The sequence below is a fragment of the Kitasatospora sp. NPDC057542 genome, assembly GCF_042801945.1.
GTDB lineage: Bacteria > Actinomycetota > Actinomycetes > Streptomycetales > Streptomycetaceae > Kitasatospora.
Genome location: NZ_JBHVFE010000109.1, coordinates 1 through 22,249 on the forward strand (window position 1 = coordinate 1; position 22,249 = coordinate 22,249).

Sequence of the window (22,249 nt, forward strand, 5' to 3'; positions counted from 1 at the left end):
ACGGCAGCGCCAGCCCCGCATCGTGTGCGGCTACTTCAAGGCCCCACACGTCTGCTACGCGATCATGTAGGAAACCGAGCCATTTCGGCTCAATAGATGCCACAGGTCATGGCGCCCCCATTCGAAACCGAATCGCGGACCCTACATGACGAGCCGAAGCCGGTATGTGGAACCACATGCCTGGGTAACCGAGTCTCTTCCGGAGGACGGGAGTTCGAGTTCGACATCGATGAGGGGCCGGGATGCGCCACGGGTGGCCGACTGACCAGGAGCTGCGGCAGATCTTCCATGAGGAACTGGAGCGCGTACTCGCCGGCGGGGGACCGCGCTCCTGCACCGGGCTGGACGACGACACCGCCGAGGCGCTCTGGGCGATCGCCTCGGCGGAGCCCGCCGACCGCGAGGCTCTGGTGCCGGCCGCCTACCGGGCCTTCGCCGGTCAGCTGGACGGCAGCAATGCGGCTCGCTGGAACGAGGACCTGGAGCGCTGGTTCGAGGAGCGCGAGCAGCGGCGGCAGGGCGAGGCGGGGTGAGGGCCTGCGTCCGCGGCCACGTCGCCCTTCCCCGGAACAAGGCTGCCGGCGGCAAATACGGCAGCTTCGTGCAAACCGACCGCCTCATGGACGGCGAGAAGTTCGTCGTCAGCGTCACATCCTGACCCCGACCGGCTGCGCCCCGGGAGCGTTCCCGGGGCGCAGCCCTTCTTTGAGGAGGAACCTGTGGTCGATCGTGTGCCGATGTGGTGGGAATGGTCGGAAAGCGGTGTGTTGTCCACGTTCTGTCTGAACCTGGTGCGGGTTCTGTCGGTGGGGGAGATGTTCGCCGCCTACGGTGCGGATCCGGAGCGGGCGCGGATGCTCCCAGGTGCGGAGGCGGACGCGCTGTATCCGATGGCGGCTGGTGGCGCGCTGTTGAGAGTGGGACAGCTTGACGGGTGGACCTTCTGCTTCGAGGACCGGGAAGCGGAGGGGTTGAAGCCCGGCGTGCTGGCCCGGCTGTGCGAGCACAGCGAGGTCGTGCACCTGTTCCATGCGGCCGGTATGACCGTGGTCGAACGCCTGGAGAACGGCCGGCGACTCGAGTCCTTCGAGCCCGACCGGCACCAGCCCCCCAAGGGCAGCGGACCTCATGAGCTCCACAACGCCGTCCGTGCCGAACTGCGAAACCCGCAGGCGTCCTCCACGACGGTGTCGGCTCTGAAGGCTGTCGCCCGGTATGCCGGCACCGAGGTCCGATGGGAGACACTCACCGGACCACTCCAGACCAGCTACCTGCCCGACGCCCAGCGCGAGTCACTCGCCTCAACACCCCCCACCCCCGGCGGCAGCGCACCGCTCGCTGACCTCGGCCAATACCTCGGAACCCTCGACGTTCCGCAGAGCACCGAGGAAGCCGAAAGCCTCCGGGACGGCTGGACATTGGGCTGAGCCGCCGGGTGGTGGCCCTGTCGATACGAGCCGGAGAGCCCGCGTGGGCCATGGCGTCCGCCTATGATCAGCTCGTGCAGCCGTCCTCCGTCAGCAACGACCCGTTGATCGCGGCATTCCCGGCCGAGCTTGCTGGAGATGCCCGAGCAGCGCTGACGGTCATGCCTGCTTCCCGCTTCCAGCCGGTTGCCCCGTTCTCGGTCGTTGTCGGCGGCCAGCGGGTCGCCATCCCCGGACGCCTCTACAACGACGAGCCGTCGGCTGACGCGGTGGCGTCGTTGTCGGTGCGTCAACGGCAGCTTCTGCACTGCTTGTACTCGAGGCACTGCGACGGGAGAGTCAGGCAGCGCCACCTGGAGAAGATCGCCGGATCTGCGGACCCTTGGGTCGCCCCCTTCGTCGTGCAGTTGGTCGGCGAGTACGTCTTGGAGATCCTGGTCGTCATTTGCGATGAGCTTCGTGATCTCGCTTTCCCGGGCACCGGCGGACATCTCGTCTACGGGCAGTTCATCGCGGACAACCCGGCCTTCTTCGATCGCACCCAGCGGCGGGTCGTGAGCTACTGGAACTGCTACTACCGCGCCGCCTATACGAGCTTTCGGGGCTACCCAGGGTGCACTGTTCTCGACCTCCTACGGTCCGCTGTCTCCGATAGAGCAGGGCGCCCCTGGCCCAACCTTGCTCCAGCCGCCACCAGGGTGGACGGCTACTGCTAGGACCCGGCCGGGGAAGGTCGCCGGACCGGTCAGTCGGCCGGCCGGCGCAGCACGGCGCGGCCGGCGTCGGCGTCAAGGCGCTCGGAGACCCTGCGCCCCGACCAACTGCTCCTGGCTCAACCGCATCGAGGCCCAGTTCACCGCCCTGCGCTACTTCACTCTCGACGGCACCGGCCACGCCGGCCCCAAGGAGCCGGGAAGCATGATCCGTCGCTACGTCATCCGGGGGAACAAGCACGCCGCCGACCAACGCCTGTGCGCGGTGGTCGACAGCGCAAACGTCGCCTGAGGCTCAGTCGAGTTTCTTGCGCATCTTCACCGAGGTCGTCTCGTAGCCGAGCGACTCGTAAAGGCCACGCGCGCCTGTGTTGAACCCAAAGACGCTGAGACCCAGAGTATGAGCGCCCTGCGCCCGGGCGTATTCCTCTCCGAGGAGCATGGCCATTCGTCCCAGGCCCCGACCACGTTTGTCGGCGTCGATCACGATGTCCCAGATCCACCAGGCGCCGGCGTCGTCGCTCGTGTCCGGTCCGATCCAGAGGTAGCCGACGGTTACCCCGGCATCGTCGACTACGTCGAAGACCACGTGCCCTGGGGTCGGTATCCCGGACGGAAAGAACTGAGCCATGCTCGCGTCCGCATGCCGGTAGGCGTCCTCGGACGTTCGCCCCGAAGCAACGAGATCCTTGGCGTACTCGGCTCGACTGCGTTCGAGCCAGGCAGAGAAGTGTCGGGCGTCCAGGGGACGGAGAGTTATGGGCACCGGCCCAGCCTCCCACACCGCCGACGCCTGAGCGGTGCGTGATCCCTGCTCGGGCGTCACGGCATGTCGCCAACAGGGCAAAGGTCGACTGACACGGCACGAGGATGTGCCCGACGCCGCCGCGCAGGATGCAGGGGTCTGCTCCTACGGTGGTAGGAGGGGCCGCCACCGTGAGCGGCGGGGCCTCGATCCTCCAGTCCGCGCGATTTGCGGGAGGTGCCGGATGTCATCGGACAGCACACTTCTGAGCCGGATAGACCACCTCGTGGTCCTCATGTTGGAAAACCGCTCCTTCGACAACATGCTCGGATTCCTCTACACCGACCAGGGAAACCGCCCGTCCGGCCAGTCCTTCGAAGGCCTGACCGGCGCGGAGTCCAATCCGGACGGGAACGGCGGCAAAGTCACCGTCTTCCCGATCGACCACACCAGACCCGGCGCGTATTTCATGCCCGGCTCCGTCCCCGGAGAGGAGTACCACAGAGTCAACAACCAGCTGTTCGGTACGCAACAGGTGCCTACCCCCGCCCCCGACGCGACCAACGAGGGATTCGTCACCGACTTCGCGCAGATATTCCCGACCAGGAAAGGCAACTCCCCGGGAGTCACCGCGAGTGACATCATGGGCTGCTTCCCCCCGGAAGCCCTGCCCGTGCTGTCCGGACTGGCCCGGGGCTACGCGGTCTGCGACCACTGGTACTGCTCGGTGCCGACCCAGACCCTGCCCAACCGGGGCTTCGCCCTCGCCGGGACCAGCCTGGGCCTGGTGAGCGACAAGGCATGCGAGAACCAGGCAAAAATTAACAGGTTCATGTTCAAGACGGACAGCATCTTCGGCCGACTCAGCGAAAAGGGCATTGGTTGGGCGATCTACGGCTACAACCTTCCGCCGTTGACCAGGGCCAACTTCCCCGACACCCAGCGGGCCGGTGATCAGCACTTCGGCCACTTCATCGACTTCAAGAACGCCGCCTCCGAGGGCTCCCTGCCCGCGTTCGCCTTCCTGGAACCCGCCTGGAAGCAGGACGGGAACAGCCAACACCCCAACGATGACGTCGCATCGGGCGAACAGTTCATCCTCGACGTGTACAACGCGCTGCGCACCGGGCCGGACTGGGCCAAGACCTTGTTGGTGATCACCTATGACGAGCACGGCGGCTGCTACGACCACGTGCCGCCGCCCGTCGGCGCGGCATCGCCCGATCAACAGGCCGGAGAGGCCGGCTTCGACTTCACCAGGTTCGGGGTGCGGGTACCCACGGTGCTGGTTTCCCCGCTCATCGCTCGCGGTACCGTCTTCAATGTTCCCGGTGACAGCGTGCCACTGGATCACACCTCAGTGCTCAAGACGATCCAGCAGCGGTGGGGTGTGGCTCCGCTCACCGCCCGGGACGAAGCGGCCCCCGGCATCGGAGGCGTCCTGACCCTGGACGAACCTCGCGATGACAATCCGCTGCACGGTGTCATCGTCCCCGTCTCCACGGGCAGAAACCCCGCCCGGGCCGTGACCTCCCACCTCGAACAGGTCTACAACAGCCTTGTCGCCGAGAACGTCCTCCCGAGCCCTTGAGGGCTGTTCGCCTCCGTGGATTGAAGACGACATCCGGGCGTACCTCAAGAAAGCAACAGGTCGTTCGGGCCACCATCCCGCCCCGGGAGATGTCCTCACTCGTCCAGGTCCGGCAGCACCCACCGGAGTAGGCACCACGGCTGCCGAACTCAGTGCCATGTGAGGCACGAAGCGCAATTCGTACGTGCCTCACCCATCTGTCGTTTCGGGCATATCGGAAACCTGAGGGAAGTCCGGGTCGCCGGCGCTCGGCCGGACGGCCTGGGCCAGTGCCTCAGTGTTGTGCGTGATCGTCGTAGCATCGAGGAACAGGCCGCCGAATGCCGCTAGCGCCGCCGTCAGGGCGGCCCCGGCCGCATGGTGAGTCCTGTCGAACACCTCCCACGCGGCGAACACCGCTACTCCCAACGCCAGTAGAGCCAAGGCCACCCACAGCACCACATGAAGCCTCGGAGCCCCCGGCCGCGGGTTGATGACCAGCCCCAGGACCAGAGCGGCGATCGAGCCTGCGACGGTGGACAGATCCGGTGGACTGGCCGGCCTGTCACCGGCGCCCACCGTGGTGCTCGCAGCAGTCAACACGAGGAACACCATGAGTCCTGCAAAGACAGGTGACAGGAACAGCAGTTCAGCCGGGACAGACGTCACAGGCTCGGGGGCCCCCGCAACCGTCCTGTCTTCCTCATGAGCAGACACGCCCTTATACCTACAGCACGTCATGCCCAATCACCCCGCCTCGCCGTTCGTGGGCGCGCCCAACCTCGGCGAACGGGCTGGTCTGCGCGTTGAGCAGGTGGCGGAACAGGGCAGCAGCTCGCTGAACCCATCCGCGGTCCAGCCGGACTCGACCGTTCTCCGCCGCAGCGCGCAGATGACCGCTCCGGCTGGCCGCCCGCACCTCACGCGGAGCCGATCCCCTGGCCCGCCAGTCGGCGCCACCTGAACTGCCGACCGTCTGCCCGCCGTGCCGGAGGAGGCCCCGGTCGGCCTGGAGGGTCCCGTTCCCGGAAGAGTGCCGCCAGGCGGTCGGCGCTGACCCGCCTGAGGGACGGGCGCGTCCGAGAGTGGGTGATCTTGGCATGGTCTGGATACAGACGGTACACCCGCGCCCGGTCACCAACCGCGCGCTGACAGACCGATCCGACAGGAGTGCCATGCCACCGACCAAGCGTCGCACGGCCCGCTACGGCTGGGCGCCGGACCTGCCCGACGCCCGCGACTTCCTCTACTCCGCACCGCATCTCTCGCTCATCAGCCTGCCGCCCGCAGCGGATCTGCGCGGCCAGTGCCCGCCGGTCTACGACCAGGGCGAGATCGGCAGCTGTACCGCGAACGCCATTGCCGCGGCGTTCGAGTTCGAGCTCATGAGGCAGAACCTGCAGGCCTTCGTTCCGTCGCGGCTGTTCATCTACTACAACGAACGGGTGATCGAGGGCCATGTCGGAACGGACTCGGGCGCACAGCTGCGTGACGGGATCAAGTCCGTGGCGAGCCTGGGCGTGTGCCCGGAGAACGAGTGGCCATACGACAGCACGCCCGCACTCTCCGACGGAGGCCCCTTCCCGGAGAACTCACGTGCCGGCCAGAAGCCTTCGGCGAGCTGCTACACGGAGGCCCTCACGTCCAGGGTGACCGCCTACCAGCGCGTCACGCGGGACCTCAACCAGTTCAAGGCCTGTCTCGCGTCAGGCTTCCCGTTCGTCTTCGGATTCACTGTCTACGCCGACTTCGAGAGCGCTGAGGTCAAGAAGACCGGCGCCGCGCAGCTGCCGACGACGGACGAGGAGGTGATCGGCGGACACGCCGTGATGGCCGTGGGCTACGACGACCAGACCGAGCGCTTCATCGTCCGGAACTCCTGGGGGCCCGGCTGGGGCATGGACGGCTACTTCACCATGCCGTATGCCTACCTCGCCGAGCAGGGACTCGCCTCGGACTTCTGGACGATCCGCATCGTCACCTGAGTCGATCGTCGCCAGACCCGGCACCGCCTCCGCGGCCCCGATACGCCGGCATCCACGCTCGTCGGGGTCGAGCGTGGATGCCGATGACGCATTCGACTGTTCAGATGTGCCGCTCCTGTGGGACCCACAACCGACTGGCCCACCGCCTCCACGGGCGCGGACAAGACGTACCCAGCGCGGTGTTCGACCTCGGCTCACTGAGCCAGGTGTTGCTCCAACGCAGCGAGGAATGCGTCCGGGTTCTCGAGGTGGCAGGCGTGGTCGCCGGGCAGTTCGAGAAGCCGGGTGTCGGGCAGCCGTTCGTTGAGGACGGCGACGACCCGCTTGAGCCAGCCGGTGGTCGCGGAGCCGTGGACCAGCAGGACAGGGCACCGGATGCCGGCGAGTTCGGCGACGTCGCGGTCGGGCCGGTCGGCCTGCTCCGAGCTCCAGGACAGAGCCATCCGGTGCAGGACCCAGCGCGGCCAGGCGGGGTGATCGCGAGCCTGGTCCTTCGACGGCACGAGTCCGGCGAGTTCGAGGAACGCGGCCAGGTCGTCCTCGCTCACGTCCTGTCCGGCCAGTGCATGCAGGAACTGGTTCAATCGGGCGACCTCGGGGGCGCACTCGCCGAGGTCGTCGAGGATCCAGTACGCCGCGGGCTCCACGAGCGTCAGCGTCCTCACCCGCTCCGGATATGCCAGCGCGAACTCGATGAGGGCCCGCCCGCCGCCGGACCACCCCGTGAAGTCGGCGGTCTCGATGCCGAGGGCGTCCACCGTCATGAGCAGCGATTCACGCTCGATCGCCGCGGTGTACCCGGCGTCCCCGCGCTCGCCGGCCGAGCCGAGCTCATTGTGGATCGGCTGCACCCTGACGGTCCTCCGTCTCGCCGACAGGGCTTCCGCGAGCGGCGTCCAGGACACCCATCCGGTGAGCCCGCCAGGCACCAGCACGACCGGTGGCCCCTCGCCCTTCACCTCGTTGACCAGGACCCTCGGCTTCATCGTCCACCTCTGACGGGTTCACAGCAGATCCCATCAAGGTAATCGCAATCCCGACTCGCGCAGAGGACGACGACTACGAAAAGTTCGAAGCACCAGACACTCGGACACTTACAGACGCGACGGCAAACGCTCTAGCTGCACGAACACCCACCGTTCACCCGTTTGCCCCGGACACGCTGTGGACCACCCGCTAGCTGGACGCCGCCGTCGCCCTCGACCCGCGCGTGTTCGGCGACGCTGCTCCGCGCCGCCTGGACCGTGCCCCTGCCGGCAGGATCATGGGCCGCGGCGGGGCACATCGCCGCCGAGCACCAGGGGGCCAGGCCGCCGTCCTCCTGCCCGACCGCGTCACCGGGGCCCGCACCCACCGCACCGCCGCCACCGTCCTGGACATCCTGCGGCGCGCGCACGCCAACCGCCAGGCCCGCGCGAAGCGCGCGCGGGCCGAGGTGCCTCACCTGACCCTCACACGCCCGACCGGCTGGGGCGCGCCCAGCACTCGCGGCCCGGGCACCCCGGACCGCTCCGCGGCGAGAACGAAGGCGTCGGCACGCTCGTGGAGAAGCTCGCCACCTCATCACGGCTGACGGGTAGGCCACCCGGTGGCTGCGGGTGGCCTACCCGTTCCCGTGTTCCGGATCAGCCGGTCAGCGGGCCAGGAGGAACTTGGTGGTCGGCACACCCCGGACGGTGGCGCAGTCCAGGTTCGAGGTGGTGGCGCTGTAGGTGAAACCGCTCGGGACGCTGCACGCCCACATGCCGCTGACCGGTGTGCGGAGGTGGAAGGTGGTGGACGGGACGCCCTGCGTCAGGCTGCACGTGGTGGACGAGCCGGCGGAGTCGTAGGTGAAGCCCGGGGCGGTTGAGCAGGAGGTCAGGCCGTCGACGGGCGTGCGCAGGTGGTACTGCGGCGAGTTCCAGCTGCCCCCGCCGCTACACGTCCGGCTGAAGAGGACCCCGTCGTAGACGTAGCCGGACGGGACGGAGCAGGCCCAGGTGCCGTCCAGCCCCGTGGTGGTGGCGGAGGCCGGTGTCGTGGTGGCGGCCCCGGCGAGCAGCAGGGTGAGCGCGGCGAAGGCGGCGAGCAGCGCGGTTCGCGCGGTACGTATGGTTCGTGCGACGGACATGTTTTCTCCTTCGGTGGAGGAGTGACCGGAAGGTGCACGGTGCAGGGGGCAGTGATCGCGGGTGAGCGTTCACAGCCGTCGACGGTTCTAGCACGTACGACGGGCCGTCACCCCGCCGCTCCGTCCCGGATGATCAGTCCGGCGCCCGCCGTCCACGCGCCCCGCGCGGATCCTCCGGCCCGTCTCAGCTGATCAGTCCCCTGGATTCCTCCCGCGCCTGGCGCAGCCGCTTCGCGTGCTCGCCCTCCGACAAGCCTGTCACCGCCCGGGACACCTGTCGGCGGACGGCCGTCACGCCCACGTACGGCAGCACGCACGCCGCCCAGGTCCTGTGCAAGGGACCCCGAAGCCGGGTTCGGTTGCCTGGAGGTGTGCTCGACCGAGGCCGAGCACACGATCCCGCACCGCCGCTCGCTGTTCACCGACCTGGTGCTGCGCGATGCCGGCGCGAAGGTGCCGGTGCTTGTGGCCGAGGGAGACCGCGAGAACGAGCGCGTCGGCACGCTCGTGGAGAAGCTCACCATGTACCGCACCTGGAGCGAGCTCCCGGCGAAGGGCACCGCCTCGGCCGGCGTGCAGCGTGCGGCGCGGCACAAGACGTGGCGGCTGGAGGGTGCGGCTGGGTTGGAGGCGGCCGGGCGCGTCCTCGGGCTGCCCCGTACGGAGATGGGCGACACGGCCCGGGGAGGGGTTGGATGCTGCAGAGGCTGGGGCCGACGGCGTGCTGGGCGAATTGTCGGGTGGTGGGGTGGTATAAGTCGAATCGAAGTCACCATGTGTGACGTTCAATCACTCAGGGTTCTATTTTCTCTGAAGGAGACTCATGTCCCTGCATCGGCTTCGCCCGAGCCGCGTCTTCGGGCTCGCGCTGGCACTGGCCGGCCTCACCCTCTCCGGCACGGGCACCGCCATCGCTCTCACGCCGCGCGCCAACCTGAACGACACGGCCCGGTTCCAGCTGTTTCCCAACACCAAGTTCCTGCCGTGCCTGTCCGCCAACGGCAGCACGCCGCGCGTCGAGGCCGAGGTACGGCGCGGTGAACTGAACGACACCATGGAAATCCAGCTGCACGACTTCAAGCCCGACCTCGACTTCGACCTGTTCACGGTCCAGCGCAGCAACCAGCTGGCGGACGGAAGCCCGGATCCGTCGTTCACCGGCAGCTTCGGCCTGGCTTGGTACCAGTCCGACCTCCACACCGACCACCACGGGGAGGGCCGGGCTCGGATCCAGACCGTCCTGCTCGACCAGATCTTCGGCTTCGACCCGGACGCCACTCTGAAGCCCACCAACACCTTCCATGTCGGGTTCTGGTTCAACAGCCCCAGCGACGCGGCGGCCTGCGGCTTCACGGGCACCACGCCATTCAACGGTGAGCACAATGCGGGGCCGCTCGCCTTCATCACCCGCCCCGACGCCCGCACGGGCCTGGGCCCTCTGTGCACCAAGCCCAACACCTCGACCACCCCCGCCACCTGTAACCCCTGACCCCCGCGTGGTCCTCGCCCGCCCGTCCCGGACGCCCTGGCCGGTCACGGCCCGGCGAGCACGACGACCAGAGGTCGGACCGGCCGGTAACTGCCGTTGCTCGCCGGTCCGGACCCTGGCGACCACCCCGTGCACGAGCGGGGCCGGGCATGACAGCCAGGCGCAGGGGTGAGCGGCGGGAGGTGAGGGGGTGCGGGTGCGCGTGGTGCTGTCCCGCGCGGATCGGGTCTGCCTGATCCGGCGTCAGCGCGCTGCCGACACCCAGTTCCCCGCGGCGTCGACAAACCGAACGGCTCGACCACCGTGGCGCGCTCCGATGTTCTCGGCGCGCTTGGTGTGCTCAAGGTCGCCACCGCCGGCCGGCTCCAGCGGCTGCTGCGCCCCGGGGCGGGGTCGAACAAGGCGGTCCGGCAGCCGGCACGCACCCCAGGGCCTCGGCGTAATCGTGGCTTGAGCGTGTCACCCCGATATGTTCTGGTGGCGGTCCGGATGCAGAGCGGGCACGGGCTTTCCCGGTCGGCGATGTGAGGGCCCCGACGGTGGGGTTATGGCCCGCCATTGCTCCGGGTTCGGTGGGCGGGTCTTCGCGCGGGGCGCACCGTTGATACGGTGGTGGTGGGGGAGGGGGAGGGGGAGTTGCTTGGATCGGCGCATGGAGAACTCGATCTGGGACGCGTTGCTGCCGGTGGTCCGGGAGGAGGTGGACGAGCTGATCAGGAGCGGTCGGCGGCTTCATGCGGTGAAGCTCATCCGGGAGGCCCATCCCGGACCGCGTCCTCAACTGTCCGACGCTGTGGAGGTGATGAGCGAGCGCGCGGCGGAGCTGCGGTGCTGACCCGGGTGTCGGGGGCCCTGTGCAGCGAGTCCGTGGGTTCAGCTGCGACGCAGAACCCCGTTGGAGTCCCTTGTGGGGGCCGGTTCGTGGCGGTCTGTCAGCTTGACTTCTCTGCCAGGGGCCTACGCGACTGGGGCGACAGCATCCCAGCGATCACCAACGACCTTCTCGACGGCGGCAACCCGTCTCCTGCCTGTGCGCTCTCCTCCTGCGGATCGCTCACCAGAGCGCCGAACCGGGGATGCGCGGTGACCCGCGAGAACGGCTCGGCGAGCAGCGGCGCCGTGCCCTGGGCCGGCAGGCCGTGCGGGTCGATCCCCTTGACCCGGAATGTGTCGAAACCGGCCTCGTTGGGCCCGTCGGGGGGGCACCGGCCGCCGCGCGATCATCGGGTGCGCTGAAACGTCATAGACGCTGCCCACGGCAGCAATCGTGCCACCGAGGTCCGACATGCTCGACCGCCGTGGAGAAAGGGCCTGGCCGGTGCTGAACCCGGTGGATGCTCCTGCGGCGGTCGAGGCCGCAGCCGAGCCACTCGGAGATCTGCTCGACGACGTCAACCACGTGGTGTCCGTGGATCTGTATCCGGTTGTCGAGGCGGCATCTGGGCAGGGCGACAACGGGAAGCTTGTCCAAGCGGTGCTCGACGCGGGACACCGGCAGGACCGCTTCATCTCGGTCCTCTCCGCGTTGGAGCCGGCCCGAAGCTGGCGGGAGGTAGTGCACCGGGATGCGACCGAGGGCGGGCTGATGCCCCGATACCGGATCATCGACCGCACACCCGACCAGATCAGGCAGGCCGGCGAACTCGCGGATGGCATCGCCGACCTGATCGAGTCGCACCTCGGCCGGATCCGAACCGCCGCTGAGGTCGTCACAAGCTTCGCGAGCCTGGGCGCCCGGTGGACGCGGCAACTCCTGTTGGTCTCCGACGAGTGGGCGACCATCCTGCACCTCTGGGTCGGCGACTGACAGCCCACGGGGTCCGGCGTGGGCGGGCCACGCAGGCGTCGGGGAGGAGCGCGTTGGGGGCGGGGATGGCCTGCTGCGAGGCAGGCCATCGCCCACACGCGATCAGCAGATGTGACATCAGCCACACCCATTCCGTCGAGTTCCGATCGGCTGTCGTTCGCAACATCCAAACCCGCAGGCCGAGTTCGCAACTCGAAGCCCCGAACGAACCCAGGGGCCGTCCAAAACGATCTGGCTGCCCACAGAGGTTTGGGCCTAGCCTGCCCGCCATGTCCCAGAACACGAACACCCCGGGTCTTCCCGGGCAGCCGGCCGCTCCGGTCGGCGACTCCGCCAAGGTGCAGCGCCAGGTACGGCAGCAGGCGGGCGTCGGACCGGTCTTCGGTGGCGGCGGCACCCTCTTCTCCGAGCCGGTCCTGGTGGTGAACCAGAAGGCCAAGCTGATCGAGCTGACCAACGAGTACTCGGTCTTCGACCAGCAGGGCGGCACGCTGGGCTCAGTGGTCCAGGTCGGCCAGAGTGGTCTGCGCAAGGTGATACGGCTGCTCTTCTCCATCGACCAGTACCTGACCCACAAGCTGGAGATCCGTGACGCGCAGGGCACCCCGGTGCTGCTGCTGACCCGTCCGGCGAAGCTCATCAAGTCGCGGGTGATCGTGCAGCGTCCGAACGGTCAGGAGGTCGGCCAGATCATCCAGCAGAACGCCATCGGGAAGATCAACTTCGCGTTGGAGGTCGGCGGTCAGAAGATCGGCGCCATCAAGGCGGAGAACTGGCGGGCCTGGAACTTCTCCATCGTCGACGAGACGGACACCGAGGTCGCCCGGATCACCAAGACCTGGGAAGGCCTGGCGAAGACGATGTTCACCACGGCCGACAACTACGTGCTCCAGATCCACCGCCCGCTCACCGACCCGCTGCTCAGCCTTGTCGTGGCGACCGCGCTGACCGTGGACACCGCGCTGAAGCAGGACGCGCGCGGCCTCGGATAGCCGCGAACCGTACGTTGTTCGGAGCCCCGCCCCCGACCAGGCGGCTTTCAGGGGTGGGGCTACCCCGGGGAGAACCCCGATCGCCTGCAGGGGAGCTGCAGCTGGTCGGTGGCCTCCCGTGCGGCTTCGCCCGCCCGGGAGGCCTCGCCGCGGGCTGTGGCGACCGTGTCCCCGACGGTCCGTACCCGGTCGTGGGCGGCGGGGTCGCTCGGCTCCCGGGACTTGGGCTCGGTGGGCGCGGTGCCCGGCCACAGCGGCGGCTCCGGCACGGTGGTCAGCCGGCCTTCGGTCAGGGAGCGTCCAGCCTCCAGGTCGGCGAGTGCGGCGACGGCGGTCACCTGCGGCCGCTGCCCGCTCGGGATGCTGCCGAGCAACACGTAGGCGTCCAGGGTGCAGCACAGTTCCTCCGCCAACTCGCCGTCACCGCCGGGGACGATCTCGTGGCGCAGCACCTGCTCGACCGCGTCGGCGTACCGCTCCAGGACCCGCTGGGCGGCCTCACACTGACGGAGGCGAGGGAGCGGATTCTCTGGGGCTGATGACGTGTGGCGGGTAGAGCAGCACAGGTCAGCAGCGGTGAAGACGAGGCTGTCGAATGCGACGACTGTGGTGCCATCGCACGGGCGGTGAGTGTTGGCCGTCTTGCGCGCGAGTCACCCAGCAGGCTCGCCCCCGTCACGACACCACCACACTTGCGTCCGAGCACCTGCCTCGGGCGGACATCCCCACACCGCACCCGGCCGTCCGACCCTGTCCCGTGCGGTCCGCTGCTTCACAGGCTCACCATTCCCAGGACGATTCCTCGAAGGCGTCGGGTTCGGTGATCCAGCCGGCGTTCAGGACGAGCCGTGAGGTGCGGTGGACAGCGAGGAAGCCGAACGGCCGGTCGAATCGGGCGCTGATTCTGCGGACGCGGTAGCGGTACCGTGGCAGCCCCGCACCCGCACCTGCCACGCTCAGGGCAGTCACGCTTGCGGAACGGAAGCCGCGGGCACCGAACGTGGCGGTCACCGTCTGCGCGGCGGCCCCGACCGCCAACGGCTCGGCGCTGATGCCCGGGAAGTGACCTCGGGTTCGGTCCGTCGCCGTTCGGAGGCCGAACAGCTCAGGGACCTCGAGTAGATCGTGGCGGGCGGTGATGGTGAAGGGCACCGTCTCCACCAGCAGCTCCGGTTCGCCGTCGAGGCTGGGAACACGTTCGACCGCCAGCCCGGGTCCTGGAGTGCCATAGGGGAGTTGATCGCCTTGCACTACTGACCTCCGGTTGTCGAGGGTCCGTACCGCTGCCGTCAGCACGTGCCCCCGGTGAGGCCTCCTCCGGCCCCAGGAACAGGTGGACATCGACTCCCTGGGTGCCGAGGACATCCAGCACGGTGACGGGGCCGACCGGGGTCTGGGTGACTCCTACGCGGTTGAGCAGTGCGGTGACCCGGAACAAGCCGGCCAGGTTCTTGCCCCGCCAGGGTCCGGCCTCCGCCTCTAGGCCGCCGGGTGTGAACGGGCGGATCCAGTCGGTGCGGACCGTCAGGGCGCCGGCCAGCACCAGCTGGGTGTCCTTCTCGACGGTGACCGGCATCGACGGGATCTGTCCGTCGGTGCACGTCGCTGCCCAGGCGTCGAGTCGGGCCTGATCCGAGACCGCGTCGCCGGTGAGCTGTCCGTGGACGCGCTCGGGGAGCGCGGCAAGCCAGGTGGGCCCGATGGGCAGCGCTTCGTGGGTCCACAGGCCGAGCGCGCTGTGTACGCCTGGCATCGCATTGATCGTGGCCAGCAGGTCCCGCGCCTGGTCCGCGGCGTTGTCCGCTGGGATGCCGATGGCGTCGGCGAGTTCCTTACGGACAGCGCCGGTGGCGCCGTCTGCCAGCAGAGCGAGCAGTGACCACACCCCGGCGGTGGTGAAGGCTGTACCGCCGGCCGGCAGGACGGCGGCCCAGCGCGCGGTCAACGCGTTGACGGCCCGGACGGTGGAACTACGAGTCATCCCCACCCCTTCGAGGAACACCTGATCCTGGGAGCGTAGGGGCGACCTGTCTGTGGCGGCCAGTGAGTTGATTGTTGCGAGCCGGGTCAGGCGCCGCCGGACCGGCGGTACCGCTCCTGCGTGCTCACTCCGATGGAGTTGCCCTCGTCTCGGTGGTACCAGTCCTCGAAGAAGTCCTCCACCGCGTGGACGTCGGCGGGCGGGGCCCGCACGATCGCGGTGAGGTCCTCGCCCGGGTATGGAGGCCCGCGCCGGTTGCCTGTCCAGCCGCCCTCGTCGTCCAGCAACCCGGTCCGCGCGTCGGCGAGTTCGGCGTCCGCGACCTCCAACGCCCAACCGGCCGCCCGCAACCCGACGTCCTCCGCATCGATCCCGGCCAGCACGCACAGACCCTCCTTGGCCGTGCCCGGGCGCGCCGTGCCCGGCGGGTCCGAGTAGCCGGCCAGGAACCGCAGCACCGCATCCCCGGTACCGGGCCGCGCCTTCGCCGCCCGGCCGGGCCACAACGCCCGGGTGAGGCGCGGCGTGACCCACGGGAGAGTCAGACGCGGCCGCCCGGCCGACAGGTTCACCAGACACCCGCCCGCGAACTCCGCCGCCCCGCCGTGGCATCCCGCGCAGCGCTCACGGGCCGGTCCCCTTCCACCGCGTCAGGTCTACCGGGCGGGTGACGGCGGGCGATCGAAGAAGGTCTCCAGCGAGACCGTCGCCTGGGTGCCGCTCACCCCGTCGATCGCGTACAACCGCCGTAGCACGTCCTGAAGTTGCTCGGTCGTGGAGGTGCGCACCTTCGCCAGGACGGAGGCGCTGCCCGCGATGATGTGGGCCTCCTCGATCTCCGGGATGGCGGCGAAGGCCTCGGCCGAATCCCCCATCCACGCCGAGGACTCGACCATCACGAAGGCGAGCACGCCGAGCCCGAGCGCCTTCGGATCGACCTCGACAGTCGTCCGCCGGACGACCCCGCGCTCGCGCAGCTTGCGGACCCGCTCGTGGGTTGCCCCCGCGGACAGTCCGATCGCCTTGCCCAGGGCCGCGTACGCCTGCCCGGCGTCCTGCTGCAACAGCGCGACCAGCGTGCGGTCGATGTCGTCGAGATTCTCCGATGTCATGGTGCAACCATATCCACTTCTGCCATACTCATACTTCATCGAATGAAATTCGGCAACAAGTATCAAGGGGTGGACGATGTCTGGCGATATCCTCTTCGGCCTGTACGAGATCCTGGACGATCGCTTTCGCGCCGGGAAGTGCGCCAACGGTGACGTCCGGCTGGAGAAGCTGCACGGGGACTGCCGGTGGGCAGAGGGCCCGGTCTACCTGCCCGCCTGGCGTCAGCTGATCTGGAGCGACATCCCCAACGACCGAATGCTGCGCTGGGACGAGGCCACCGGCACGGTCGGCGTCTTCCGCTCCCCCGCCGGTCACAGCAACGGCAACACGCTGGACCGCGAGGGCCGCCTCATCAGCTGCGAGCAGGGCAACCGGCGGGTGACCCGCACCGAGCACGACGGCTCGATCACCGTGCTCGCCGACCGGTACCAGGGCAAGCGGCTCAACTCCCCCAACGACGCGGTGGTGCGCTCCGACGGCTCGATCTGGTTCTCCGACCCCGACTTCGGCATCACCAGCGACTACGAGGGCCACCGCGCCGTGAGCGAGATCGGCGCATGCAACGTCTACCGCATCGACCCGGGCAGCGGCGAGGTACGGCTCGTCGCGGACGGCTTCACCGGCCCCAACGGGCTCGTGTTCTCGCTCGACGAGCGGCAGTTGTTCGTGTCCGACAGCCGGGCGCGGCACATCCGCGTCTTCGACGTGCGCGACGACGGCACCCTCTCGGACGGCAAGGTCTTCGCGGAGGCGCCCGACAGCAGCTTCGACAACATCCGCTTCGACGACGGAGGGCGCCTGTGGGCGGCCGCCTTCGGCGATGGCGTGCACTGCTACGACCCGGACGGCACGCTGATCGGCCGGCTCCTAGTCCCCGAGCCCGTCTCCAACCTCACCTTCGGCGGGCCGAAGAACAACCGCCTCTTCATCACCGCGACGACCTCGGTGTACTCCCTGGTCATGGCGGTGACGGGCACCCATCGGGTCGCCCCGGGGCGCCCCTGACGGGGCGGGCACGAGCGCGCTGTCGCTGCTGGGCAGTGAACCGTTCGGCCCCGACGCCGCGGGCCCGTCCCGCCCACGGCCTCCGTCCCGTCATGCGAGCCCACCGGCACAGCCACTGGAGGCCGCGGTTGCGGCCCGGCACGCGGCAGGCACGTATCGGTGGGATGACCGATGTGCGGGCGGCGGGGGCGCGGCCATAGTCCTCGCAGGAGCGTCCGCGGATGGCCGCGGTGCGCCCGGTTCCCGAAAGGTCGTTCTGTGGACACGCACGCGGATCTGGTGTTTCTCAACGGACAGGTGGTCACGGTCGATGCGGACTTCTCCGTCGCCTCGGCCCTGGCGGTGACCGGCGGGGTCATCAGCGCCGTCGGCCGCAGGGACGACGTCGCACCGCTCATCGGGCCCCGCACCCGGGTCGTCGACCTGCAGGGGGCGACCCTGCTTCCCGGCATCAACGATTCCCACCTGCACGGATGCGCCTTCGGCATGGCTACGCCGCCGCTCTCCCTCGACCTCGGCCACCCCGCGGTGTCCTCGCTCGGGGACGTGGCCGAAGCGGTACGGCAGGCGGTCGGGCAGGCCCCGGCCGGGCAGTGGATCACGGGGCACGGCTGGGACACCGGATACCTCGACGACTGCCTCCTGGACCCGTCGCGCAGGCCCTCGCGGCGCGACCTCGACGCCGTGAGCCCGGACCACCCCGTCGTGCTGTACTCCTTCTCCGGACACGCCACCTGGGTCAACTCCAAGGCCCTGGAGCTCATCGGGATCGACCGGAGTACCGTCGCCCCGCCCGGCGGAGCCATCGTCGTGGACGAGACCGGGGAGCCCACCGGGCTGCTCCACGAGGGGGCCCAGGCCCTCGTCCAGAACGCGCTGCCGCCGCTCAGCCGGCAGGAGCGGACCGACGCGATCAGGGCCACCCTCGCCACCCTCGCCCGGCTCGGCGTGACCAGCTACACGGAGCCCGGGCTCGGCCCCGGCGGCGAGGGCATCATGCGGGGAGCGCTCGGCGAGGAGACCCTCGATGTCTACCGCAGGCTGCTGGCCGACGGCGAACTGACCGCCCGCGTCGGCGTCCTGCTGTTGCCCACCGGCATGGCGAGCACCCCCGCGGAGTTCGCCCGCGGCCTCGCGGACCTCGGCCGACCCGGCGACACGGATCCGCGGCGCCTCGCGGTCCACGGGGTCAAGGTCTTCGCCGACGGCATCGTCCCCAACAAGACGGCCTGGATGCACGAGCCGTACGTCGGCGGCGGCTGCGGCTCCCTGTGCGTCGGCGGCGACACCGACACCGAGCGCACCGCCGGGATCGACGCCATGATCCGGCTCGCCCACACCGCCGGGCACCAGCTGGGCGTCCACGTCACCGGCGACCGGGCCATCGACACCGTTGCGGACGCCTTCGCCGCGGCCATGGCCGAGCACCCGCGGCCCGACGCCCGCCACTACGTCATCCACGGCGACTTCCTCACCGCACACAGCATGGAGGTGCTGGCCGCGCACGGCTTCGGCGTCAACATGAACCCCACCATCAAGTGGACCGTCGCCGACATGGAGGAGGAACTCGTCGGCGCCGAACGGGCCGCGTACGCATGGCCGTACCGCGACGCCATCGACGCCGGCGTGCGGGTCGCGAGCGGATCCGACGCGCCCGTCACGCACCCCGACTGGCGCCAGGGCCTCGCCACCATGATGCTGCGCGAGTCCAAGGCCGCCGGCCGGGTCAGCGGCCCGGAGCAGCGCATCGGCCTGGCCGATGCGCTGCGCACCTACACGATCGACGCGGCCTGGCAGGACTTCGCCGACGACTGGAAGGGCTCCCTGGTGCCGGGCAAGGCCGCGGACCTGTGCGTGCTCGACGGGGACCTGCTCGCCGCCGACCCCCGGGACATCCCGACGATGCCCGTCGTCCTCACCGTCATGGACGGGCGGATCGTGTACGAGGCCCTGCCCGTTTGACGCACTCCGGGCACATGATCATCCTTGGACGATGGCAGCGGAGCGGAGCGTGACGGAGATCCTGGACGCGGCCGTCGGCGTCCGCGAGGCCGCCAGGAGCGCCTCGGCCGGTACGACCGGCCTCGACGCGGTCCTGGCGGCACTGTCGGAGGTGATGGAGTACGAGCACGCCTCCCTGGCCCGGTGGGATCCGCTGCGCAGGTGCCACACCACCCTGGCCGGGAGCTACCCGGACGACGCCACCGCGTACATCGAGACCCGCCTGCACCGCGATCCGGTGTTCCCCGTGCTCCGCAGCCCGGCCAGGGGCGGCCTGTGGCTCGGGGACGTTCCCGGGCGGCTCCTGGAGGCCTCCCCGGGCTTCCGGGAGGTGCTGCGCCCGCTCGGCATCGAGGACGGCGTGGCCCAGTGCCTCTTCGCCGTCGACGGCCGGTACGTCGGGATGCTGAACGTGAGCACCCGCCGGCCGCGGTGCGCGCCCGATCCCGCACGTGCAGTGGTCACCCTGCTCAGCGAGGCGCTCGCCGCGGCCGTCGCCTCCCACGCGGGCCCGCGATCCGAGGAGGCCGCCGCGGCCGGCCCGGGCGCCGCGACCCGGCCGGGCGGACTCTCGCCACGGGAACTCCAGGTCCTGGCCGAGCTGACGGCCGGCCGCACCAACCGGGAGATCGCCGAGCGGCTGTATGTCACGCCGCGCACGGTGGGGACCCACATCGAGCACATCCTCGCCAAACTCGACCTCCCCAACCGCGCGGCCGCCGCGGCCCGGGCCGCCGCCTGGGGAATCGGCTGCTCCCGCTGACGCGGAGCGGCAGCCGTCAGAGCTTGTCACCAGCCGGCCAACGCCCGTCAGAGCCCGCCGACAGCCGTCCACGGCCGGCGTTGTCCAGCGAGGGACCCGGGAGTTCGCGGCGCAGGACCGGCGCGATCCCGGCGAAGAACAGTTCCAGGGCGCCCAGGTGGCCGGCGCGGTCCAGGACCTCGCCGGCCACGTGCAGCGGGAGCAGCTCGTGGCCGAAGCGGGCGTGCTGGCCCAGCACCACCGCGGGCCGACCTGCGGCCCCGGTCGCTTCAGTCGCTGCGGCCGGGCTGCCCGGCGAGGCGCCGGTGCCCCGGCAGCCGGAGGACCGACCCGGTGCTCCCGGTCGTGCGACGGGGCGGACACCCACGTCATGTGTTCCCCGCGCTCTGCGGGGCTGCCGTCGGCGTCGGTCACCGGGCGGTCCACCGGGACGCGGGGAAGACGGCGGCGACGAAGCTGATCAGCCGTGCCCGGGTGCCGATCCGTCGGCCGGTCACCCGGATCGGTGCGGAACGAGCAGGGGCTCGGACCGGTCATCGCGCCGGCCGATCCGCCCGGTCGCGGGCTCCGAAGTGGGACGCGATCCTGATCCCGCTGCTCCGGTCGACCGCAGGAGTCGGCGGGCCCGGCTTTCGGACGAGGAGTCGAGATGGACACACGGTGAGCCGGGGCGAGGCGTTGCCTGGTGACCGGCGCGAGCGGCTACATCGGCGGCCGCCTGGTGCCCGAGTTGCTCGCCCGGGGACACCGTGTCCGCTGCCTGGTGCGCAATCCCGGCCGGCTGCGGGACCAACCGTGGCGGGCGGACGTGGACATCGCCGTCGGCGACGTGAGCCGACCCGAGACCCTCGCAGAGGCTTTCGACGGCGTCGATGTGGCCTACTACCTGGTGCACTCCCTCGGCACCGGACCGGCCTTCGAGGCCACCGACCGTGCGGCAGCCCATGCCTTCGGAGCCGCCGCCGCGGCCGCCGGCGCACCCGGATCGTCTACCTTGGCGGTCTCGTCCCCGCCGGGGTGCCTGAAGCGGACCTCTCGCCCCATCTGCGGTCCCGCGCCGAGGTCGGCCGAATCCTGCGCGGCAGCGGTGTGCCCACGGCCGAACTGCGTGAGGCCGTGATCATCGGCTCCGGCAGCGCCTCGATCGAAATGCTTCGCTACCTCACCGAACGCCTGCCCGCGATGGTCACGCCGCACTGGGTCTCCACCCGGACTTGTCGATCTCGTCCACCAGGAGGACCCGGGGGCGGTCCTGCGGCAGCAGCGCGGTCCACGGTGCCTGCTGTGCGGGCGGGCTCCGCGAAGTGCGCGAACGTGTCACGGTTCGCCTCGATCTCGGCCGCCACGTCGACATACGGAATGCCGGCGCGCAGCGCCGCCTCGACCAGCGGGGCGGCGGTCGTGGCGAAGGGCCCGGCGCAGTTGATCACGGCGGCCGCGCCGTTCAGCGCGCGGTCGAGCGAGGCCGGATCGTCGACCGACGCCTGCCGCGCCTCAAGGCCCGGTTGGGCCTGCGCCAGCGCCAGCAGTTTGTCCTGGTCGCGACCGAGGAGCAGGGGGACGCACCCGCGCTCGCGCAACTCCGCGACCACGAACCGCCCGGTGTGCCCGTAGGCTCCGGGCCGCCACTTCCGCTCGGTAACCGGCACCACCCCGCTGCAGTGGCTGCTGACACAGCGGATCCGCCGCGCGCACGAGCTGCTGGAGACCACGGACGACAGCGTCGACACCATCGCCTCGGCCGCGGGCATGGGCACGGCGACGACACTGCGCCGCCACTTCCACCGCACGATCGGCGTGCCGCCGGACGCCTACCGCCGCTCTTTCCGGGAGTGAGGCTGCGGTCCTCACTCGACCGAGTGATCGACAACCTGCCATCGACTGTCGGGCGCTTGCCTGCCTCCACGGGATTCACAAACCCACAACTGGTCCGAGCCCGACGGCCTGTAGCACGTGCCGGTCTCCAGCCGCCGATCTCGATGCGCGATGGCCGGTCGGTCTGCGCAACCGGTGCAGTCCGGTGCGTGAGACAGACGGTGTCGGGTGTCGCATCGGGCGCGGCGCGGCAGTCGTCTGCTCGGTCACGTACAGGCCGTTCGACCGGGGTCGGGTGGGTGTCGCGCGGGCCCGACCTGTTTGTGCGGCCCGGGAGGAGTCAAGGCGTTGCACCGTCCGTGGGACACCGAACGTCGTCTTCCGGCCTAATGTCTAGACCTCTGCAGCACGGCTCATCCGATGGGTAGTCAAAGGTCCACCTCCACAGCGAACTTGGAGACCACCATGGCCATGCGCGTGTCCAGTCGCCCCGTCGTGTTGGCGTTACTCCTGTCCCTGGCCGTAGCCGGGTGCGGCAGCGGCTCGGGAGGAGGTTCCGCCTCGGGGGGCAAGCTGACCGTCTGGCTGGCCGTGGACGCCCAGGAGAGTTGGCCACAATTGGTCCAGTCCACTAACCTGCGCGTTTCACTTGGGGCCGTGTCCGGATCATGAGCGGGAACGCGAAAGTGCCTTCTGAACTGGGATGATGAGGCTTGTCTAAGGTCTCTGT

General features: G+C 69.8%; 22 protein-coding genes and 4 pseudogenes. 15 read left to right on the forward strand and 11 right to left on the reverse strand.

The features are described from left to right. Positions 1-242: 242 nt before the first annotated feature. The 4 genes and pseudogenes from ACFU7Y_RS16415 to ACFU7Y_RS16430 all read left to right on the forward strand — a co-directional run. Positions 243-533 (forward strand): hypothetical protein, encoded by a 291-nt coding sequence (locus ACFU7Y_RS16415; RefSeq protein ID WP_380768397.1) that lies wholly within the window; start codon positions 243-245, stop codon positions 531-533. Positions 534-719: 186 nt separating this feature from the next. Continuing rightward, positions 720-1,427, forward strand: coding sequence for a DUF6461 domain-containing protein (locus ACFU7Y_RS16420; protein ID WP_380768399.1), 708 nt, complete (start codon positions 720-722; stop codon positions 1,425-1,427). A gap of 50 nt (positions 1,428-1,477) precedes the next feature. Next, positions 1,478-2,143, forward strand: coding sequence for a hypothetical protein (locus tag ACFU7Y_RS16425; RefSeq protein ID WP_380768401.1), 666 nt, complete (start codon positions 1,478-1,480; stop codon positions 2,141-2,143). A 97-nt stretch (positions 2,144-2,240) separates the two neighbouring features. Further along, a pseudogene (locus tag ACFU7Y_RS16430) lies at positions 2,241-2,432 on the forward strand (IS630 family transposase); the annotation flags it as partial. 3 nt (positions 2,433-2,435) lie between these two features. On the opposite strand, the gene ACFU7Y_RS16435 reads toward ACFU7Y_RS16430, so the two are convergent. Continuing rightward, the gene (locus ACFU7Y_RS16435; RefSeq protein ID WP_380768403.1) at positions 2,436-2,906 is read right to left on the reverse strand and encodes a GNAT family N-acetyltransferase; all 471 of its coding nucleotides are present in this window, start codon (positions 2,904-2,906) and stop codon (positions 2,436-2,438) included. Positions 2,907-3,012: 106 nt separating this feature from the next. Between ACFU7Y_RS16435 and ACFU7Y_RS16440 the strand changes: the two genes are divergently transcribed. Then, the gene (locus ACFU7Y_RS16440) at positions 3,013-4,476 is read left to right on the forward strand and encodes an alkaline phosphatase family protein (protein ID WP_380768405.1); all 1,464 of its coding nucleotides are present in this window, start codon (positions 3,013-3,015) and stop codon (positions 4,474-4,476) included. Positions 4,477-4,665: 189 nt separating this feature from the next. Here ACFU7Y_RS16440 and ACFU7Y_RS16445 read toward each other — a convergent pair whose 3' ends face one another. Then, complete coding sequence (locus ACFU7Y_RS16445) at positions 4,666-5,070, reverse strand: hypothetical protein (RefSeq protein WP_380768406.1); 405 nt, start codon at positions 5,068-5,070, stop codon at positions 4,666-4,668. 560 nt (positions 5,071-5,630) lie between these two features. On the opposite strand from ACFU7Y_RS16445, the gene ACFU7Y_RS16450 reads away from it, so the two are divergent. Next, a complete protein-coding gene (locus tag ACFU7Y_RS16450) occupies positions 5,631-6,440 on the forward strand; it encodes a C1 family peptidase (RefSeq protein WP_224280035.1) in 810 nt (269 codons plus the stop codon). A 194-nt stretch (positions 6,441-6,634) separates the two neighbouring features. Here the strand turns inward: ACFU7Y_RS16450 and ACFU7Y_RS16455 are convergent, their stop codons facing one another. Together ACFU7Y_RS16455 and ACFU7Y_RS16460 are read right to left on the reverse strand one after the other, a co-directional pair. Continuing rightward, the gene (locus ACFU7Y_RS16455; RefSeq protein WP_380768408.1) at positions 6,635-7,426 is read right to left on the reverse strand and encodes an alpha/beta fold hydrolase; all 792 of its coding nucleotides are present in this window, start codon (positions 7,424-7,426) and stop codon (positions 6,635-6,637) included. 647 nt (positions 7,427-8,073) lie between these two features. Then, positions 8,074-8,553, reverse strand: coding sequence for a hypothetical protein (locus ACFU7Y_RS16460; protein ID WP_224280039.1), 480 nt, complete (start codon positions 8,551-8,553; stop codon positions 8,074-8,076). Positions 8,554-9,376: 823 nt separating this feature from the next. Between ACFU7Y_RS16460 and ACFU7Y_RS16465 the strand changes: the two genes are divergently transcribed. The 4 genes from ACFU7Y_RS16465 to ACFU7Y_RS16480 all read left to right on the forward strand — a co-directional run bounded on the left by ACFU7Y_RS16465 (position 9,377) and on the right by ACFU7Y_RS16480 (position 12,841). Then, on the forward strand, positions 9,377-10,042 hold the full coding sequence (locus ACFU7Y_RS16465; protein ID WP_380768410.1) for a hypothetical protein: 666 nt from the start codon (positions 9,377-9,379) through the stop codon (positions 10,040-10,042). Between the two features lie 652 nt (positions 10,043-10,694). After that, positions 10,695-10,877, forward strand: coding sequence for a hypothetical protein (locus ACFU7Y_RS16470; RefSeq protein WP_380768411.1), 183 nt, complete (start codon positions 10,695-10,697; stop codon positions 10,875-10,877). A 450-nt stretch (positions 10,878-11,327) separates the two neighbouring features. After that, on the forward strand, positions 11,328-11,849 hold the full coding sequence (locus ACFU7Y_RS16475; protein ID WP_224282558.1) for a hypothetical protein: 522 nt from the start codon (positions 11,328-11,330) through the stop codon (positions 11,847-11,849). Positions 11,850-12,013: 164 nt separating this feature from the next. Continuing rightward, positions 12,014-12,841 (forward strand): LURP-one-related/scramblase family protein, encoded by an 828-nt coding sequence (locus ACFU7Y_RS16480; RefSeq protein ID WP_380768423.1) that lies wholly within the window; start codon positions 12,014-12,016, stop codon positions 12,839-12,841. Between the two features lie 59 nt (positions 12,842-12,900). Here ACFU7Y_RS16480 and ACFU7Y_RS16485 read toward each other — a convergent pair whose 3' ends face one another. The 5 genes from ACFU7Y_RS16485 to ACFU7Y_RS16505 all read right to left on the reverse strand — a co-directional run bounded on the left by ACFU7Y_RS16485 (position 12,901) and on the right by ACFU7Y_RS16505 (position 15,934). Further along, on the reverse strand, positions 12,901-13,293 hold the full coding sequence (locus tag ACFU7Y_RS16485) for a hypothetical protein (protein ID WP_224282557.1): 393 nt from the start codon (positions 13,291-13,293) through the stop codon (positions 12,901-12,903). A gap of 328 nt (positions 13,294-13,621) precedes the next feature. After that, positions 13,622-13,993: a hypothetical protein gene (locus ACFU7Y_RS16490; protein ID WP_380768413.1), complete on the reverse strand. Its 372-nt coding sequence runs from the start codon at positions 13,991-13,993 to the stop codon at positions 13,622-13,624. Further along, positions 13,947-14,822: a serpin family protein gene (locus ACFU7Y_RS16495; RefSeq protein WP_380768415.1), complete on the reverse strand. Its 876-nt coding sequence runs from the start codon at positions 14,820-14,822 to the stop codon at positions 13,947-13,949. The genes ACFU7Y_RS16490 and ACFU7Y_RS16495 overlap by 47 nt, the downstream gene beginning before the upstream one ends. Before the next feature lie 86 nt (positions 14,823-14,908). Further along, on the reverse strand, positions 14,909-15,280 hold the full coding sequence (locus ACFU7Y_RS16500; RefSeq protein WP_224282555.1) for a hypothetical protein: 372 nt from the start codon (positions 15,278-15,280) through the stop codon (positions 14,909-14,911). Between the two features lie 198 nt (positions 15,281-15,478). Beyond that, positions 15,479-15,934 (reverse strand): Lrp/AsnC family transcriptional regulator, encoded by a 456-nt coding sequence (locus tag ACFU7Y_RS16505; RefSeq protein ID WP_380768417.1) that lies wholly within the window; start codon positions 15,932-15,934, stop codon positions 15,479-15,481. A 76-nt stretch (positions 15,935-16,010) separates the two neighbouring features. Between ACFU7Y_RS16505 and ACFU7Y_RS16510 the strand changes: the two genes are divergently transcribed. From ACFU7Y_RS16510 to ACFU7Y_RS16520, 3 genes are all read left to right on the forward strand, one after another. Continuing rightward, positions 16,011-16,940 (forward strand): SMP-30/gluconolactonase/LRE family protein, encoded by a 930-nt coding sequence (locus tag ACFU7Y_RS16510; RefSeq protein WP_380768419.1) that lies wholly within the window; start codon positions 16,011-16,013, stop codon positions 16,938-16,940. A 258-nt stretch (positions 16,941-17,198) separates the two neighbouring features. Continuing rightward, on the forward strand, positions 17,199-18,902 hold the full coding sequence (locus ACFU7Y_RS16515) for an amidohydrolase (RefSeq protein ID WP_224282553.1): 1,704 nt from the start codon (positions 17,199-17,201) through the stop codon (positions 18,900-18,902). Between the two features lie 31 nt (positions 18,903-18,933). After that, complete coding sequence (locus ACFU7Y_RS16520; protein WP_380768421.1) at positions 18,934-19,704, forward strand: LuxR C-terminal-related transcriptional regulator; 771 nt, start codon at positions 18,934-18,936, stop codon at positions 19,702-19,704. A gap of 16 nt (positions 19,705-19,720) precedes the next feature. Here the strand turns inward: ACFU7Y_RS16520 and ACFU7Y_RS16525 are convergent, their stop codons facing one another. Beyond that, positions 19,721-19,945, reverse strand: coding sequence for a hypothetical protein (locus ACFU7Y_RS16525; RefSeq protein ID WP_224283765.1), 225 nt, complete (start codon positions 19,943-19,945; stop codon positions 19,721-19,723). 441 nt (positions 19,946-20,386) lie between these two features. Here ACFU7Y_RS16525 and ACFU7Y_RS16530 point away from each other — a divergent pair. Then, positions 20,387-20,916, forward strand: a pseudogene (locus tag ACFU7Y_RS16530) (NAD(P)H-binding protein); the annotation flags it as partial. Positions 20,917-20,975: 59 nt separating this feature from the next. On the opposite strand, the pseudogene ACFU7Y_RS16535 reads toward ACFU7Y_RS16530, so the two are convergent. Next, a pseudogene (locus ACFU7Y_RS16535) lies at positions 20,976-21,353 on the reverse strand (saccharopine dehydrogenase NADP-binding domain-containing protein); the annotation flags it as partial. On the opposite strand from ACFU7Y_RS16535, the pseudogene ACFU7Y_RS16540 reads away from it, so the two are divergent. Continuing rightward, positions 21,325-21,540 (forward strand): annotated as a pseudogene (locus ACFU7Y_RS16540) (helix-turn-helix domain-containing protein); the annotation flags it as partial. The pseudogenes ACFU7Y_RS16535 and ACFU7Y_RS16540 overlap by 29 nt on opposite strands. Positions 21,541-22,249 lie beyond the last annotated feature (709 nt).